Source organism: Leuconostoc kimchii IMSNU 11154, assembly GCF_000092505.1.
Taxonomy (GTDB): domain Bacteria; phylum Bacillota; class Bacilli; order Lactobacillales; family Lactobacillaceae; genus Leuconostoc; species Leuconostoc kimchii.
Map to the genome: position 1 here is coordinate 1,305,668 of NC_014136.1, position 17,050 is coordinate 1,322,717.

Consider the following 17,050-nt stretch of genomic DNA (forward strand, 5'->3'; position numbering starts at 1 on the left):
ATGAAAATTTTATTAGAAGAACTTCCCCATCAGCAAGAAGCTGTAAAAGCCATCGACGATGCATTTTATGGCATCGATGAAAACAGTAAAAACCCTAACAAAGATTACACGTACGCCAACCCCATTATCAAAGGGTGCGGTAACGAATCGACTAATATTGACATCAAAATGGAAACGGGAACAGGTAAAACATATGTTGGTGTACGTGCTATGTACGAGTTGCATCAAAAATATGGTTTGTTTAAGTTCATCATCGTGGTGCCAAGTCCAGCTATCAAAGAAGGATGGAAAAATTTTATTGCAGCGGATTATGCCAAACAGCATTTCGGGCAGTACTATGAAAATAGTCGCATTAATTTAAACGTGATTAATGCCGGTGATTTCAAAGCAAAATCAGGGCGTCATAACATGCCAGCAAGTCTCTTGAACTTTGTGGAAGGCAATCGTTTGAATAGCAATACTATTGAAGTATTGCTGATTAATGCAGGCATGCTAAACAGTAAATCAATGGTCAAAGACTATGATCAAACATTACTATCAGGGTTGACCAGACCTTTAGATGCTCTGCAGGCAGTGTGTCCAATTATATTAGTGGACGAACCACACCGTTTTCCACGTGACAAGGCTAATTACAAAGCAATTGAAGCGACACAACCACAAATGATTATCCGCTTTGGGGCAACGTTTCCAAAGATTACAGTTGGTAAGGGTAAAGCTGCCAAAGAGATAACAGATTACTATCGAAAAAAGCCACAATATAATTTGAATGCTGTTCGTTCATTTAATGAGGGATTAATTAAGGGTATTGATATTTCCTATCCTAATATTACGCCAGAACAAGCCGAGGATAAATATGTTGTTGAATCTGTAACAGTTAAGCAGTTAGTATTAAAACATGGTACAACAAAGCGTACCATTAACGCTGGTGATGATATTGGTTTTGATGGCGATATAACCTACAAAGGGTCAAAGGTATTATCCAGTGGTTTAGAACTTAAAAAAGGGATGGCGTTTTTGCCATCGACTATGACTAATTCATACCAGGAATTAATCATTCGTGACGCTATTGATAAACATTTTGAAACGGAATGGACAAATTTTAGGCGTGAAAATGACTATCAAGCGAAAGTGAAAACCTTGTCATTGTTCTTCATAGATTCGATTGCGTCTTATCGTGATGAGCATGGCTGGCTAAAAGAAATATTTGAAAAACTATTAAAACGCAAGGTTGAGGGATTAATTCGCGAATTTACGCTCAAAAAACTGCCACGTGAACAAGAATACTTGTCATTTTTACGTGCAACATTGGTCAATTTAACCACAGATGTGCATGCGGGTTATTTTGGACAAGATAATTTATCGGGTGAAGAGCAAATCAAACAACAAGTTGATGATATTTTGCGCAATAAAGAAAAGTTGTTATCATTTAAGGATGCACAAGGTAACTGGTTGACACGCCGTTTCTTGTTCTCAAAATGGACATTGCGTGAAGGGTGGGATAATCCTAACGTCTTTTTAATTGCAAAGCTGCGTACGTCAGGTTCGGAAAATTCTAAAATTCAAGAAGTGGGACGTGGGTTGCGTTTACCAGTTGATGAAAATGGTCATCGTTTACTGCAAGAAGAAATGCCATCACGCTTGAAGTTCTTGATTGGTTATGATGAGCGCGATTTTGCTAATAAACTAGTTGGTGAAGTCAATGCGGATGTTGAGATTATTTTGGATAATGAATTATTAGATGAACAGACTGTTAAAATTATTCTTAAAGCGCATCCTGAACTAAGCGAAGAATTACTCAAAGAACAGCTTGGTGAAGCGGGTATTATTAGTTTCTCTGGTAAGTATAGGGAAGGTGGATTTGAAAAAATTAAATCGCTGTATCCTGAAATTGAAGAAACGCAAGTCAGACCTGGAGCTATTACTACCGGTGGACCAACTTCAAAAATGCGCATTAAATTGAACAAAGAAAATTGGAACAAAATGCGCGACTTATGGGAAAGATTTGCGAATCGCTATATGCTGGAATTTGAACATATCTCAGATGATGCTATGCAGTTATTGGTTGATGAAGTCATGCAAAACATGGCTAACTTCGCCTTACAATACCCTGAAACTGTTGAAAATGAAATATATTATGATGACGGGAATGGCGGTATGCGCCTTCGTGAACGCACGGCAACGTATGATAGTCGCAGGCCATTATCAGGTATGCGCTATGGTGAATTTTTACAAAAGTTAGCGCGATTAACAAAAGTGAAAGTTAGTTTACTGCATGCTAGTCTTGCTATTGCTTTAAAACTTCAACATGATGGCGATACGATGTATCTTAACGAAGTGACTTTGAGTAATTTGGATCGTGATTTTAAGCAACGTTTCGAAATGAAATATGCACAAAGTTATGATTACCAGGCGCTTGATTTTCAAGCAAGTACAACAATTTTTGATGTACAAGCAGATGACTTCAAGAATGATATTTTAGCAACAATGATTGGTGTGAATGAAGACAAAGATGTGATTGATGATGCGCGCCAACTTTACGAGACGCCACCACTACGTTTTGATTCGGCTATACCCGAAAAAGAACTATTGAAGCGTGGTTACGAATCCAAGGTAACGGCGTTTGGTAAGTTACCACGTAAGGCGATTCAAGTGCCGAAATATATGGGTGGCACAACCACGCCAGATTTTGTGTATGTGGTGGAAAAAGGTGATAACAAGCATGTGTACTTGTTGGTTGAAACGAAGGCAGAAGGATCGGGTAAACGTATTAGCGATGCGCAAATTATTGAAATTCAAAAAAAGTATTTTGGTTCGTTAGAAGACAAACAAGTTGCTTATACACAGGCTGAGACAGCTCAAGATGTTTATTCTAAATTACAGGGGGTAGAGCATGACAACTGATTTAAGGGCATTGGTGGCAAACGGTGATATTGCATTTACTGGTGCTAAACCAAAATTACCAACAACACTCCCTGATGTCACGGATAGTATGTTAGAAGTGTATCGTATTCCGCTAAAATATTTGTATTATAACGATGAAAACGGTCGTATTGCTACGCAAATAAAGCGTGAATATGGTGATATAACGCCCCATAGTGATGAAACAGGGGCTGACTATAATGATAAAATTGCCCAATTTATAGAAGAAGATAACCCAACAGCTTTAAAAAAGACAAAAAAATCGATTAAAGATAAATCACAACAGGTTTATGGTTATGTCTTGCAAGATGGTCGCATTATTGATGGTAATCGTCGCTTTACGGCATTACGTCAATTGGCTGATGAACTCGGCACAACACAGTATTTTGAAGCAGTAATTTTGCCGTTTACGTATGACGCGAAAGCACAGCGTGCCCAAATTAAGCGCTTAGAATTAGCAATTCAAATGGGTGTCGAAGATAAGCTACAGTATGATCCCGTGGACTTATCGGTGGATGCGTATAATACAATTATTATTGATGAGCTGATGACAGTAAATGACTATGCAAAAGAATCTAACTTGAAAGTTAAAGACGTCGAAGATCGTTTGGCAACAGTCGAATTAATACATGATTTTTTGGTGTTTATCAATGCGCCAGACAATGCTTACTATTTGATTAAAGACGTTAAATTGTATAACCCGCTCTATGAATTAGTAAAAAAATTGCAAAAATATTTTCAGAATGCAGGACCAAAATACAGTCAAACTAAAGAAACGGCATTTGCTCTGTTAAGTAAGATGATCTCAACAGGGGGCGATACAGTTCGTGAGGTACGTGATTACGTTAATAACGTGATGGACACGGCCAACAATGATGAGTATAATAATCAAGTTGAAGATATTGTTGAACACTTGCGTGATAAACTTGAAGTAGAGCCAATTAAAACAGCAGCTGATTTTCGAAAACGTTTGGATAGTGCTACACCAGAGTTACGCGAACTCAATGAAACATACGTTACAACAGTTAATCGTCAAAATCGTGGTAAAAATGTTGATAATTTCATTGGTGATGTGAAAGAGACGCTTAATACATTACAAGATATGCACCGCGGTGGTGGCCTAACAGGGAACTTACATTTTAACAATTTTAGTAGGGATCAAATTGAAGAAATTCGCGATATGTTGGTTAAAATCAATCTTGTTAGTAGTGATTTAATTGGTGTATACGAAGATGAGTTATAATCCAAAATTGATTAAAGAAGGCTCGATTGTTCGATTAGTAGACAATGATAAAGGTAGTTTAACGACACGAAGAATGCAGCGGTTGCTTGACCGATATGTAACGTATTTCATAGATTTTGACGCTAAAATATTATCATCAGACTTAACTTATGTGCAATTAACCGAATTGATTGATAAGCTTAACGCTAGGTTAGATGTTGAACTAGAAATTGATCATGAAATCAAAGCTTTTATTGCGCAAAATCGTTATGCCATTAACGAACAAAAAATTGTAGGCATGACGATTAAATCGTACGATGAGAGGTGGCAAGCAGAATTATCACATTTTGTGACGATTGTTAATCGAGAAATCACACGTCCTTTAAAACCTCAGCAAATTCAAGCGAGTTTCTTTTTAACTATGATGAAACGTGCGGCAAATTTTAGCGTTCCGGGTGCTGGCAAAACAGCTATGATGTATGGGACTTTTGCATATTTAAGTGCCCTAGAAATAGATGAAGTGAATAAGTTATTAGTCATTGCACCATTAAATGCCTTTGAAGCTTGGCGAACAGAATATCAGGCAGTATTTGGCGATAAGCGGGCACTGCACTTTATGAATTTGAAAGACTATGTTGATATTGGCAGGGTTCGCACTGATTGGGGTATTGCTGATGTGATTGTCATCAATTATGAGTCCTTGCAGGGTTGGAAATTAACGACACTAAATGGTTTGATCGATGATAAAACTATGGTTGTGTTTGATGAGGTGCATCGAATCAAAAATCCAAGTGGCAAACGCGCGCAAAATGCTTTGCAATTAGGACAGCAAGCACGCTACCGTTATGTCCTAACTGGCACACCCATACCCAACTCGTACAAAGATGTTTATAACTTTTTGCACCTATTGTATGATAATGAATATAATACTTATTTTGGCTGGCAAGTTGGTGATTTGGATAGTCCAAATGTTGCTGAAATTAATGATAAAATGCAGCCTTTTTTTTGGCGGACAAACAAACAAGATTTACAAGTTCCACCAGCCGAAGCAGACAAAATATTGACGATTATGCCAAGCTTAGAACAAATTGAACTGGCTAAAGTCATTCATGCTGTTGAGAATAACGTTTTGAGCCGTTATATCAGATTATTGCAAGCATCCACTAATCCGGCTTTGCTGATTGAAAAAGTTGATTTGAACAACCTAGGCTTTTTGTTTGATGAAGTTAATTTTTCATTTAATCAAGCACTTGACACAGAAGAGGAAAGGCAAGCTAGACAACGATTATATCTTGATATGGATGTTGAAACAATGCGAACACCAAAATTCGATGCGGGGATGTCCTTGATAAGAAAGTTGGTTGCTGAAGGGAAGAAAGTCATTGTGTGGGGTATGTTTGTTGGTACTATGCGTAAAGTCCAGCGAGAATTACTTGAATCGGGTATTGAGGCTAACTTGGTTTATGGTGATACACCAAAAGAATCACGGGTTGGGTTAATTAATAATTTTCGCGACGGGAATGTACCTGTACTGATTTCTAACCCAGCAACGTTAGGTGAATCAATTTCTTTGCACCAAACAGTACATGACGCTGTCTACTTTGAATATAATTTTAATTTAACATTTATGCTGCAATCGCGTGATCGCATTCATCGTTTGGGGTTACCTGATAATCAGTATACGCGCTACTATTATTTAATGACTGAAGGGGATCACGCACACAATGGGTACATTGATCAACAAGTCTATGAACGGTTAAAAGAAAAAGAGATCATCATGTTAAATGCAATTGATGGTGACATGTTATTACCAATGGTTGAAGACGACTATTTAGATGATGTGAAAAGGATTGTTACCTGAAAATAGACTTAGAGAGGCTATCGTGTAAAATGGTGGCAAACCGATCAACACTGCACGACTTGAAAACTGGTATTTTGAGTGATTACTGGTGATTTTTGATATTAAATTATTAGTTACTAAGCTAAGCATGACAAAGGCACAGCAATGCAATGCCCTTTGGTTTTGTACAAATCAATAACCAGCTAAAAAGAGTTACTCGTTCAATCGAATGAGTAACTCTTTTTTAGTTGATTATAAAAATAAACAAGTCGCCTTATTTTTGTGAGTGGCTTTGAAGTCGTGTTGCTAATAATAAACCAATAACTGGTACAATGATAAACCAGCCGCTTGTTCGTACTAATGATTGACCAATTGAAATGTGTTCGTTGAAGTGGGTCATTAAAATCGTAGCAACAACAACACTACCAGCGCCAATAACTTGGCGCATCGTTGTGATGAGAGCAGTACCATGACTAACTAGGTCTTTCGGCAATGCGTTGTTAGCCGCTGTGACAGCGGGCATCATAACAAATGCATTACCACCCTCTAGTAACATTGCAGCCACTAAACCATAAACCCAAGCATGCGTACCAGCTATAGCCAATAGAGCATAACCTAATATCATCATTGTCATGCCGATATAGACTAATTTTTTTAAACCAATTTGGTTTAATAGTCGTCCTGTTCGGGGATTGAGTTGACTCAAGAATACAGCTGCTGGAACCATTAACAAACCAGACCACAAAGGTTCTAAATGAAAGACACGTTGATAGAAGAGTGGCATCAGGACAGTGGCGATGATTAGTCCGGAGTAAGAAATGCCTGTTAACAACAAGCCTGGTAGGAAGCCTTGGTATTTAAACACGGTTAAATTCAAAAACGGTTGTGCTAATTTTTGCTGACGGATCGTAAATAAGGCAAGTAACAAGCAACTGATGATAAATATTAGCCACCAGTTGAGACTAAGTCCAGTTCGGGGGATGCTTGCAATATCATATAAAAGGCCACCAAACCCAATAAGTGTTGCGGCGGATAACCAGTCGAATGATGAATGCTTCAAGGGATGCGTATTTTTAATAACGTGTTGTGCGCTGACAATGATTATAAATAATATGATGAAAAACAAGGCAAACAGTGCACGCCATGAAACCCACTGTAACACGATACCAGAAATAATAGGACCAACAGCGAGTGCAGAACCCATGACAAGCCCAACGACGCCCATCGTCAACCCACGCTGTGCTTTAGCGGTATTTTCCATGATAACACTTTGAAACGTGGGGAAAAGTGCACCAACAGCTACGCCTTCGAGTAACCGACCGATAATAATACCCAAAAAGTTAGGTGATAGCATGGCTATCGCTGTACCAATTAAAAATATAACGACAATGGTATTTAGTAAAGGCTTTAATTTAATATTATCAAGCAACCAAGGGCTTAAAGGCATAACGAGAGTCATGGCTACCATAAATCCTGTTGTGAGCCACTGAACGGTGCTGGCATCGACATTAAAGCTTTTCATTAGGATAGGGTATGCGGTGGTCATTGTTGATTGACTAATCGACATCGTAAATGAAATTGACAGCAACACGAGTGAAAAAGGTGTGAGTTGTCGCAAATTTTTAAACATGGTAAACCTCTTTAAAATTTATTTATAATAATTCTAAACTAGTTTGATGAAAAATTCAATCTCATTTAAAAAATGTGGTTTAGTGGAACAAATTAAAAATACCTATTGATTATAATCAATAGGTATTTTATAAATCAGTCATTAAACAAGATATGGGGCAAAATTTTCACGTTCCATTTTTGATAATTCTAATGTTAACAATGTGCCTGTGTCATCATAGGATTCCGCTAAGAACGTGTGTTGAGACGATAATTTTGCTTGTAAAGCACCTTTTTCAAAGGGAATGTGCAGTGTAACAGTTTCAACATCATTAAAAATATGGTGCTTAATTAGTTGAATTAGTGTATCCTGTGAATCGCTATCGATTGCTGAAAGGGTGATTGTGTTGTCGCCAGCAATTTCAGGATAAGATAAGCTTGTACGATCGGCTTTATTATAGATGGTAATCATGGGAACATCACTAACACCAACTTCGGCTAATGTTTTCTCAGTCGTTGCCATCATCTCTTTATAGTGTTCATCGGAGATGTCAACAACTTGCAAAAGTAAATCAGCGTGTGCCGCTTCCTGTAGCGTTGACTTAAAGGCAGCTACTAGGTTATGTGGCAATTTGGATACGAATCCGACGGTGTCACTGAGTAAAAATTGTTTTTTATCAGGTAAGGTGAGCTGACGGATAGTCGTATTCAAAGTGGCAAATAACATATCTTTTTCAAAAACTTGTTTTGACTCATCATTGTCTGCGCCTACACCGAAACGTTCGAGTAAACGATTCATTAAGGTTGATTTTCCGGCGTTAGTATAACCAACTAAGGCGACATTGGGTAAGTCATTGGTATGACGTTTTGAGGCACGTGTGGTTTCGCCTTTGGTGAGGTCGGCTAGGTCTTGACGAATGTGAACCATTTGTGCGGTAATGCGACGGCGTGATTCTTCGAGTTTCGTCTCTCCAGCGCCACGTGAGGTGAAACCGCCACCACCTGCACCTGTCTGTTGATCTAGGCTAACAGACATACTAGTACGTAGTCGCGGCAATTGATACTGCAAACGTGCTAATTGGACTTGCAATTTTGCTTCTTTAGTCTGTGCACGCTGAGCAAAAATATCTAAAATGAGGCCGGTACGATCTAAGACAGTTGCTTGTGTTGCTTTTTCTAAATTACGTATTTGCGAAGGCGATAGTTCATCATTGGCCACGATCATGTCAACTTCGTATGTTTTAACGGCTTCTGCTAATTCTTCTACCTTTCCTTTACCAAAATAAGTAGCTGGATTAGGACGTTCAAGTTTTTGTGTAAATGTTTCAACGGGTGTTAAATTATTTGCTCGTGTTAAATTGGCTAATTCAGTCATTTCATAAGTAGAATTACCATGATTACTGGTCAGCCCAACCAAAAATACTTGGCGAGCGGTGCTCAAGTTTGAGTGCTGTTGTGTCATAAAAAAATACCTCCAATGGTCTGTTAGAGACTGGGGGTATTTTACGTGTTAAAGGCAAAATGACGAACCAATCTCAAGATGTGCATACAAAAAGTGACGCTATTTTTATATACGGAATCTTAAAATCTGTTCAACAATGTATTGCACTTCCTTTATTTAATCTATCACTAGTTTATCAGTTTTTGAAGGTGTTGTCCATCAAAAGACTGTTGTGTCATCGTTAAAACTTAAAATAGTTGCTGTATCTGGTAAGAGTTCAATGCGCATTAATGCACCGTTTTTGACAGAATTACTAGCCAGATCATGCCGGTCTAGTTTGTCTGCAATACCACGAATAGTTGTACCGTGTGACACAATGAGAACGTTGTCGCCATCGTGATGACGTGAACGAATGTCTTCAAAACCATGAGACACTCTTGTCCACCATTGTTCATCATTCTCGGCAAATTTAAATGGATCGGCCTGGTGTATTGTGTCCATTGCTTCAGCCATACCCAATTCCGTAATAAAGTCTGAATAGGTATTGAACGGCTCTGATTGATAAGCACCTAAGGTTGTTGTGACTACTTCACTGTCAATACCTTCAAATGATCCAAAAAATTGTTCACGAAAATCGGGTAGTTCAGTAGGTTCACTGGGGGACTTCGCTTGATTATTTTTTAAAATATAGCGTGCAGTATGGATAGCACGTGTCAAATCAGAAGAATAAGCACCATCAAAATGAATACTACCTAGCCGAGCACCGGCATCAAGACCATGTTGGATACCTTTTGATGTGAGTGGTGCATCAGACCAGCCTTGGAAACGATGTAAAAAATTAAAGTAGGTCTCCCCGTGTCGAACCATATAAAGATTAATAGCCATAATTATAAATGCTTAATGTGACGTTAAATAACAACGTAAACATAATCCTTCCTAAAAAATTAATTATCCTCATTTTAACATGAAACATATAAAAAAACCGCCTAGGCGGTTTTAATTTGTAGCGGATTTAGATGCCTCAATTTTTGTCTTGTTTTCATCCTCATCAAAAATGCCGTTATTATTACGATCTTGTCGAGGTGTAGGAGAAACTTTAACAGTGAACTGAGAAATATAAGCGTTATCATAATCTAATGCGGTTAATTCAAAATTGGCAACTTTCATGGTATCACCAGCCCTAAACTCGGGATCTTCGTTTAACACATAACCTGTTAGGGTGACGGCATCATTTTCTTCAAGTTCTTTAACGTTTTGATTGAAATATCTTTCAAAATCATAAAGCGTCATTTTACCAGAAACTTTGTAGTGATGATCACCTAATTTTTCAATATAGTCATCTGAAACATCGTCTATTTCATCGCGAACAGTACCAAATAGCTCTTCATAAATGTCTTTATCAGTAATTAAACCACTTGTACCACCATATTCATCAACAACAATGGCAATAGGAGAGCGTTTAATGATCATTTCATCCATGACATCGTGCAAATCCATGTTTTCAGGAACAGCTGGAATATCTCGCATAATTTTTGATACGGGATCAGCACTATTAATACGTGATTGACGCACTAAGTCGTAATTAAAGACATAGCCTAACACCTTATCTTTATCATTATCTGCAATCACAGGAAAACGGGAATATCGCTCTTGTAGGTACAAATTAAGTGCGTCGGAAATCGGTGTTTTAACATCAACCGCAGTCATAGAAGTACGATCAATCATGATATCAACAGCCACCTTATCGTTCATCTCAAAGGCACGCTTCATAAATGTTAAGTCTTCTGCGTCTAATTCTCCAGCAGCAGCAGCATTTTTAGATAAAGATAAAATCTCAGTTTGAGAATAAATGTCCTCTTCACCATCTGTTCGAAATCCTAGCAGATGCGTTATGCCGTTCGATAAGTGATCTAGCGCCCAAATCATTGGGAACAGCGTAATATGGAAAAAACGCACTGGACGAACAATGAATAATAACACTTTTACCGGTGATTCAATGGCAATGTTTTTTGGGACCAAATCGGTAAACACAGCATGGACAATTGTAAAAATAATCATTGCTGAAACTGAAGCAACGGCACGAGCATATTCAGGTGGTAGTATACCAGAATTGAGAATAATGTTAGCAACAGTCTCTTCACCAATCCATCCTAAAATCAGACTAGTTAGTGTAATACCAACTTGAGCAGTTGATAGATATTCAGTTAAATGTGTCACCATATGAATGGCATTTGTAATATTTTTTGAGGGCTTGTCGCGATTTTCTTGTAAATCACGTAAAGCACTCAAGCGCACCTTAACCAGAGAATATTCTGTTAGTGTAAATAAAATAGCAAGTAAAAGCACCAAAACGATGATAGCAAAGTTAAGGAGCATAGACGGACCAGAATCCAAATTCGTAAACCTCTTTTCTTAGTGTAACTATCCGCTATTATACCAGAAAATAGCGTCAATGCTAAGTTAATTATCAAAAATATAAGTTTTATAAAAAACGAACGATATACAATTTAAAAATAATAATTATTAATAAAAGCGAACATCAATTCGTAAGTTTTGTTACTGAGATTATCATCTGTGAATTATAAACTGCAATAAGACGCGTGTTTGGCGAGTTTTATAAATTTTAATTGCTGAAATTCGTTTAATGATGTATGCTGTAATTACTGATAGTAAAGGCTTTTAATTGTTCGTTTCTTTATTTGTTAAATTTCAAATTGGATTTCTGTTGTAGTGATTGATTTAACGACATTCTATCGAACAATTGTTTGCAAGGACGCATGTTGTCCTTGTTAAAATTAAAAAAGCAGGTAGAATTACAAGTAATGATAGTTAGTTTAAATAGCTTAAAAAATAAATGAGTACCAAGGAGTTTATATGGAAAATGTAACAGTATATACGAAGTACAATTGTGTGCAATGCAAAATGACCAAGAAGTTTTTAGAAGCGCAAGGTGTACCTTTTAAGGAAATCAATATTGAAGATGATACAAAGTATGTTGAAGCGTTAAAGGCAGATGGATTCCGCCAAACACCGGTAGTTTCTGTTGCGGGCATGCCAAAGTTCTCTGGTTTTCGTCCAGATGTATTAAAGAAAATCTCAGCTTAAACTTAAAGCAATCAACATCGTGAGGTAATCAACCGATGTTTTTTTGTTTCTTCAAATTATCATCAATCTCAGATTAAAGAGGACGGAATTTATGCCATTAAAAGAATTAAATTTAGATCAGGTCACTTATTTTGACTTGAACAACCAAGTGAATATTCCTAAGGATAATCAAATTCAACTTGAAAAAGATCAAGAGGCACTTGATGCCTTTTTAAAAGAAAACGTTTGGCCAAACGTGATGCAATTCGATTCTTTATCAGAGCGTTTTGATTGGTTATTCCAAAACAATTTTTTAGAGCGCACTTTTATTGAAAAGTATCGTTTTGAATTTATTGAATCACTTTATGCCTATTTAGATGCGCAACACTTTAATTTTAAATCTTTTATGGCAGCATTTAAATTCTATAATCAATATGCGTTGAAAACAAATGATGGGCAACATTATGTAGAAACATATGTCGATCGTGTAGCCATGAACGCGCTATTTTATGCTGATGGTCGTGAAGAATTAGCTTTGAGATTAGCCGATGAGATGATTCATCAACGTTATCAACCAGCGACACCAAGCTTTTTAAATGCTGGACGCGCGCGACGCGGTGAATTAGTTTCTTGTTTCATTATTCAAACATCTGATGATATGAACTCGATTGGACGGACGATTAATTCAGCTTTACAGTTATCAAAAATGGGTGGTGGCGTCGGCATCAATGTTTCAAATATTCGCGAAGCCGGTGCACCAGTGATGGCAATCGCTAATTCTGCTGGTGGTATTGTGCCAGTTATGAAGTTATTAGAAGACTCGTTTACATTTTCCTCCCAAGTAGGTGCACGACAAGGTGCTGGGGTTGTTTACCTGTCTGTCTTTCATCCTGATATTATGTCATTTTTATCAACAAAGAAGGAAAACGCTGACGAAAAGATACGTGTTAAAACGCTGTCTCTTGGCTTAACTGTGCCTGATAAATTTTACGAGTTGGTCAAGAAAAATGATGTGATGTATTTATTTAGTCCAGTAGACGTTGAAAAAGTTTACGGTAAAGCCTTTAACTACATTGATATTACGGCTGAATATGATAATATGGTTGCCAATGATCAAATCACTAAATATAAAGTTGATGCACGAACGTTAGAAGAAGAAATATCTAAGCTACAACAGGAATCAGGTTACCCATATATTATCAATATCGATGTTGCTAACCGTAGTAATCCAATTTCTGGTAAAATTGTGTCATCTAACCTGTGCTCAGAAATTTTACAAGTCCAGACACCTTCCGATATTGATAATGGTCAGCAGTATACACGTCTAGGGTCAGATGTCAGTTGTAACTTGGGTTCAATTAACATTGTCAATATGATGGCAACAGCTGATTTTGGTGAATCAGTTGATACAATGGTTCGTGCGTTAACTTATGTATCCGACACATCTAATTTAGATGTTGTGCCCTCTATTGCTAAAGGAAATCATGAAAAGCATGCGATTGGTTTGGGCGCGATGGGGCTTGCTGCTTATTTTGCTCAAAATAAAATGTATTATGGTGATGATGAGGCTTTGGATTTCACATCGACATTCTTCATGACTCTGAATTATTATTCAATCAAAGCCTCTGTAGCTATTGCTAAGGAGCGTCATGAAAAATTCTTTGAATTCGACAAATCAACTTATGCTAATGGTTCATATTTTGACAAATATTTAGAAACGGATTGGGCACCTAAAACCAATAAAGTTATTGAGGCATTTGCACAACATCACATACCAACTAAACATGATTGGGTTCAACTCCGTGATGATGTTGCAAAATATGGTATGTATAATGCGTATCGCCATGCTATTGCGCCAACTGGTTCTATTTCTTATGTTAATGATACAACTGCAACATTGTTGCCAATTGTCAATAAGATTGAAGAGCGTCAAGAAGGTATGATTGGAAAAGTTTATTATCCAGCACCTGGTCTAAATAATGAGACCATGCCATATTATGTCTCGGCATATGATACGGATATGCGTAAGGTCATTGATGTATATGCAGCCGCACAAGAGCATATTGACCAAGGAATGGCACTAACACTATTTATGCGTTCAACATTACCTGATGGTTTGTATGAATGGAAAAATAATCGCACGAATAAAATGACAACGCGGGATCTAACAATTTTGCGTCATTATGCCTTTAATAAAGGCATTAAGTCATTGTATTATATTCGAACGTTTACAGATGACAATCAAGAATCTGGTGTGAATGAGTGTGAGAGTTGCTCAATTTAGTATTAAAAAGCAATCATGAGTGACATTTAATGGGTTGCTTTGTACATATGTAAAAGAAACTTGGCTAAAGGGCAGAACAGTTATGACGAGAATCAGTATTTTGTATGCGTCGACAGAAGGTAATACACAATCTTTTGTTGACAAACTAAAGACAATCGCTGAAAGCAACGGAGATCAGCTTGAAGCACGCATGATAGGTGATGAAACAGAATATGCCAATGAAACAACACCTTATGTTGCTATCGTACCAACGTATTTGACAGGTGGTACTGGGACAGGGCCGGATGTGGTTGAAAATTTTACCAATGCTTTGGGTGAATATATTGAATTTGGGCGTAATAGCCACTATTTAAAAGGTGTTATTGGTTCAGGTAATCGTAATTTTAATGTACAATTTAACTTAACTGCGTTAAGATATGCAGATAAGTTTAAAGTACCAATGTTGTTTGCATACGAATTACGCGGTAGCCAATTTGATGCAGTAAAAGCTTATAATATTATGAAACCTTTATTTGGAGGATAATTGTGGAACATTTAAAAGACAACTCATATACGGCAATTAATTGGAATACGATCGAAGATGAACTTGATAAGGCGACTTGGGAAAAGTTGACTCAACAGTTTTGGCTTGATACACGGATTCCAATTTCAAATGATTTAAAGAATTGGCGTGGTAACATGTCAGATCAAGAGCGTCAAACAATGAACCTAGTTTTTGGCGGTTTGACAACGTTAGATACTTTGCAATCACAAGATGGTATGGCACAATTGAAACTGGATGTTGTTAATCAAAAAGAAGAAGCTGTTCTAAATAACATTCAGTTTATGGAATCAGTTCACGCTAAATCTTATTCATCCATTTTTGAAACATTAAATGAAAAATCAGAAATTGAAGCCATTTTTGATTGGGCAGATACTAACGAGTTTTTGCAATACAAGGCCAATCGTATTAATGATATTTATCAAACAGGGACGTCGTTACAGAAAAAAATTGCATCGGTATTTTTAGAAACATTCTTGTTTTATTCTGGATTTTATACACCATTATATTTTCTAGGGCATAATAAAATGTTAAATGTTGCTGAAATTATTAAACTTATTATTCGCGATGAATCAGTTCATGGTACTTACATTGGTTATAAATTTCAAATTGGCTTTAATAAGCTACCATTAGCAGAGCAAGAAAGCTTACAAAGTTGGATGTATGATTTGCTATACGAATTATACGAAAATGAAGAAAAGTATACACATGAGTTATATGATGATCTCGGCTGGTCAGAGCAAGTATTAACGTTTTTAAGATACAATGCTAATAAAGCGTTGATGAATTTAGGTCAAGAGCCTATGTTTCCCGATGGGGCAGAAGATGTTAATCCTGTCGTTATGAATGGTATTTCAACATCGACAGCTAACCATGACTTTTTCTCAGGTGTAGGGAATGGCTACTTGTTGGGCGCCGTTGAAGCTATGGAAGAAGACGATTACAATATCGGTAATGATTAGTTTATACCAAACTAAAAAGTCTAAAGTTATCATTTAAATGATAACTTTAGACTTTTTAAATTTCATCATGTTTAAATATTGAAATGTGTGTTTGTAAGAAAATCGCTAGTTTAGGATAAAGAGTTGCTGATAAAATAACCCAAGCATAGGCGAATAGAACTGCAGCGATAGTGTCGCTTAAGAAGTGTGCATTGAAGTAAACACGGCTCATAATTGTCATTAAACCAATCAATAAGCTAAGCCAATTAATAATGATTTGAGTGTAGAGGGAGTTAATGTTTGGTGTCACAAGAATTGCAAGGATAAAAATAATCACAAACAGCCCGAATACATGCGTACTTGGAAATGATGAGGAACTGTCCGCAAGTAAATGTCCAACTGGTCTTGGACGATTGATTAAAAATCTAACAACCGTCAGAAAGATATCGCCAAGTAATATTGTTACGACTGTCCAAATTGCTGGGACATGAAGTTTGGCAATAACTAAAACACCAGCCAAAATTAGCGCATACGTAACATCGACGACGGGATTACCCAAGAAAGTAGCGATAGCCATGATGACGTCACCAAAATTAGTTTGGATATGCGCGAACCAACCATGAACGATGTTATCAATGGCAATTGGGAATATGACATTAAATTTAATAAGTACACCTAGTAGAATGGCAATAATAAAACTAATAATTGCTTGCCGGCGTTGTTTGTTCTTAACAGATACAATCATTGATATACGACTCCAAATACGGATTTTTACCTTACTCTAGTATAATGAAAGACGGCAATATACACAAGACTATTAAGACAGTAAAATACAATTATTTAGAAAAAGATTATGCGACAGGGGTTGTCAACCATTCATAAATTTGATATGATGATATAGTTGTTTGAGATATGGGAGTGTAGCGAAGTCTGGCTAAACGCGACGGACTGTAACTCCGTTCCTTCGGGTTCGTAGGTTCGAATCCTACCGCTCCCATAGCCGATCTAATAGTTAACGGCTAAATAAATTAACTATTGCCCCTTCGCCAAGTGGTAAGGCATCGGTTTTTGGTACCGACATGCGCTGGTTCGAATCCAGCAGGGGCAATACTAGAGGAATCGAAAGGTTCCTCTTTTTATTTGAAAACAATTTAAAAAAAGTTGTCAGCA

Annotated in this window: 12 protein-coding genes and 2 tRNA genes; 9 read left to right on the plus strand and 5 right to left on the minus strand. The window is 37.1% G+C overall.

Annotated features, from left to right (window positions below; translation table 11 throughout):
- The 3 genes from LKI_RS07165 to LKI_RS07175 are packed head-to-tail and all read left to right on the plus strand — an operon-like array spanning position 1 to position 6,002.
- Positions 1 to 2,901, plus strand: a complete 2,901-nt coding sequence (locus tag LKI_RS07165) for a type III restriction-modification system endonuclease (protein WP_013103470.1) — start codon at positions 1 to 3, stop codon at positions 2,899 to 2,901.
- The gene (locus LKI_RS07170) at positions 2,891 to 4,162 is read left to right on the plus strand and encodes a hypothetical protein (protein WP_013103471.1); all 1,272 of its coding nucleotides are present in this window, start codon (positions 2,891 to 2,893) and stop codon (positions 4,160 to 4,162) included. The genes LKI_RS07165 and LKI_RS07170 overlap by 11 nt, the downstream gene beginning before the upstream one ends.
- On the plus strand, positions 4,152 to 6,002 hold the full coding sequence (locus LKI_RS07175) for a DEAD/DEAH box helicase (RefSeq protein ID WP_013103472.1): 1,851 nt from the start codon (positions 4,152 to 4,154) through the stop codon (positions 6,000 to 6,002). The genes LKI_RS07170 and LKI_RS07175 overlap by 11 nt, the downstream gene beginning before the upstream one ends.
- Before the next feature lie 253 nt (positions 6,003 to 6,255).
- Here LKI_RS07175 and LKI_RS07180 read toward each other — a convergent pair whose 3' ends face one another.
- The 4 genes from LKI_RS07180 to LKI_RS07195 form a co-directional block, all read right to left on the minus strand.
- Entirely contained in the window at positions 6,256 to 7,611 is a 1,356-nt protein-coding gene (locus LKI_RS07180; RefSeq protein ID WP_013103473.1) for an MFS transporter, read from the minus strand.
- Positions 7,612 to 7,752: 141 nt separating this feature from the next.
- On the minus strand, positions 7,753 to 9,051 hold the full coding sequence (hflX, locus tag LKI_RS07185; RefSeq protein ID WP_013103474.1) for a GTPase HflX: 1,299 nt from the start codon (positions 9,049 to 9,051) through the stop codon (positions 7,753 to 7,755).
- 198 nt (positions 9,052 to 9,249) lie between these two features.
- Entirely contained in the window at positions 9,250 to 9,915 is a 666-nt protein-coding gene (locus LKI_RS07190) for a histidine phosphatase family protein (protein ID WP_013103475.1), read from the minus strand.
- A 111-nt stretch (positions 9,916 to 10,026) separates the two neighbouring features.
- Entirely contained in the window at positions 10,027 to 11,424 is a 1,398-nt protein-coding gene (locus LKI_RS07195) for a hemolysin family protein (protein ID WP_013103476.1), read from the minus strand.
- A 480-nt stretch (positions 11,425 to 11,904) separates the two neighbouring features.
- Between LKI_RS07195 and nrdH the strand changes: the two genes are divergently transcribed.
- The 4 genes from nrdH (at position 11,905) to nrdF (ending at position 15,901) form a co-directional block, all read left to right on the plus strand.
- The gene (gene nrdH, locus LKI_RS07200) at positions 11,905 to 12,135 is read left to right on the plus strand and encodes a glutaredoxin-like protein NrdH (RefSeq protein ID WP_013975179.1); all 231 of its coding nucleotides are present in this window, start codon (positions 11,905 to 11,907) and stop codon (positions 12,133 to 12,135) included.
- A gap of 91 nt (positions 12,136 to 12,226) precedes the next feature.
- Complete coding sequence (gene nrdE, locus LKI_RS07205) at positions 12,227 to 14,398, plus strand: class 1b ribonucleoside-diphosphate reductase subunit alpha (RefSeq protein ID WP_013103478.1); 2,172 nt, start codon at positions 12,227 to 12,229, stop codon at positions 14,396 to 14,398.
- Between the two features lie 82 nt (positions 14,399 to 14,480).
- Positions 14,481 to 14,921 (plus strand): class Ib ribonucleoside-diphosphate reductase assembly flavoprotein NrdI, encoded by a 441-nt coding sequence (locus LKI_RS07210; protein WP_013103479.1) that lies wholly within the window; start codon positions 14,481 to 14,483, stop codon positions 14,919 to 14,921.
- A gap of 2 nt (positions 14,922 to 14,923) precedes the next feature.
- The gene (gene nrdF, locus LKI_RS07215) at positions 14,924 to 15,901 is read left to right on the plus strand and encodes a class 1b ribonucleoside-diphosphate reductase subunit beta (RefSeq protein WP_013103480.1); all 978 of its coding nucleotides are present in this window, start codon (positions 14,924 to 14,926) and stop codon (positions 15,899 to 15,901) included.
- A 55-nt stretch (positions 15,902 to 15,956) separates the two neighbouring features.
- On the opposite strand, the gene LKI_RS07220 is transcribed toward nrdF, so the two are convergent.
- Positions 15,957 to 16,625 (minus strand): phosphatase PAP2 family protein, encoded by a 669-nt coding sequence (locus tag LKI_RS07220; RefSeq protein ID WP_013103481.1) that lies wholly within the window; start codon positions 16,623 to 16,625, stop codon positions 15,957 to 15,959.
- A 169-nt stretch (positions 16,626 to 16,794) separates the two neighbouring features.
- Here LKI_RS07220 and LKI_RS07225 point away from each other — a divergent pair.
- Positions 16,795 to 16,877, plus strand: a tRNA-Tyr gene (locus tag LKI_RS07225).
- A gap of 39 nt (positions 16,878 to 16,916) precedes the next feature.
- Positions 16,917 to 16,988: transfer RNA gene (locus LKI_RS07230), tRNA-Gln, on the plus strand.
- Positions 16,989 to 17,050 lie beyond the last annotated feature (62 nt).

Bases quoted from the DNA above. Each gene is read 5' to 3' on its own strand.
- LKI_RS07175 (WP_013103472.1), top strand. From the start codon at position 4,152: ATGAGTTATAATCCAAAATTGATTAAAGAAGGCTCGATTGTTCGATTA.
- LKI_RS07190 (WP_013103475.1), bottom strand. From the start codon at position 9,915: ATGGCTATTAATCTTTATATGGTTCGACACGGGGAGACCTACTTTAAT.
- LKI_RS07165 (WP_013103470.1), top strand. From the start codon at position 1: ATGAAAATTTTATTAGAAGAACTTCCCCATCAGCAAGAAGCTGTAAAA.
- LKI_RS07220 (WP_013103481.1), bottom strand. From the start codon at position 16,625: ATGATTGTATCTGTTAAGAACAAACAACGCCGGCAAGCAATTATTAGT.
- LKI_RS07210 (WP_013103479.1), top strand. From the start codon at position 14,481: ATGACGAGAATCAGTATTTTGTATGCGTCGACAGAAGGTAATACACAA.
- nrdE (WP_013103478.1), top strand. From the start codon at position 12,227: ATGCCATTAAAAGAATTAAATTTAGATCAGGTCACTTATTTTGACTTG.
- hflX (WP_013103474.1), bottom strand. From the start codon at position 9,051: ATGACACAACAGCACTCAAACTTGAGCACCGCTCGCCAAGTATTTTTG.
- LKI_RS07170 (WP_013103471.1), top strand. From the start codon at position 2,891: ATGACAACTGATTTAAGGGCATTGGTGGCAAACGGTGATATTGCATTT.
- LKI_RS07180 (WP_013103473.1), bottom strand. From the start codon at position 7,611: ATGTTTAAAAATTTGCGACAACTCACACCTTTTTCACTCGTGTTGCTG.
- nrdH (WP_013975179.1), top strand. From the start codon at position 11,905: ATGGAAAATGTAACAGTATATACGAAGTACAATTGTGTGCAATGCAAA.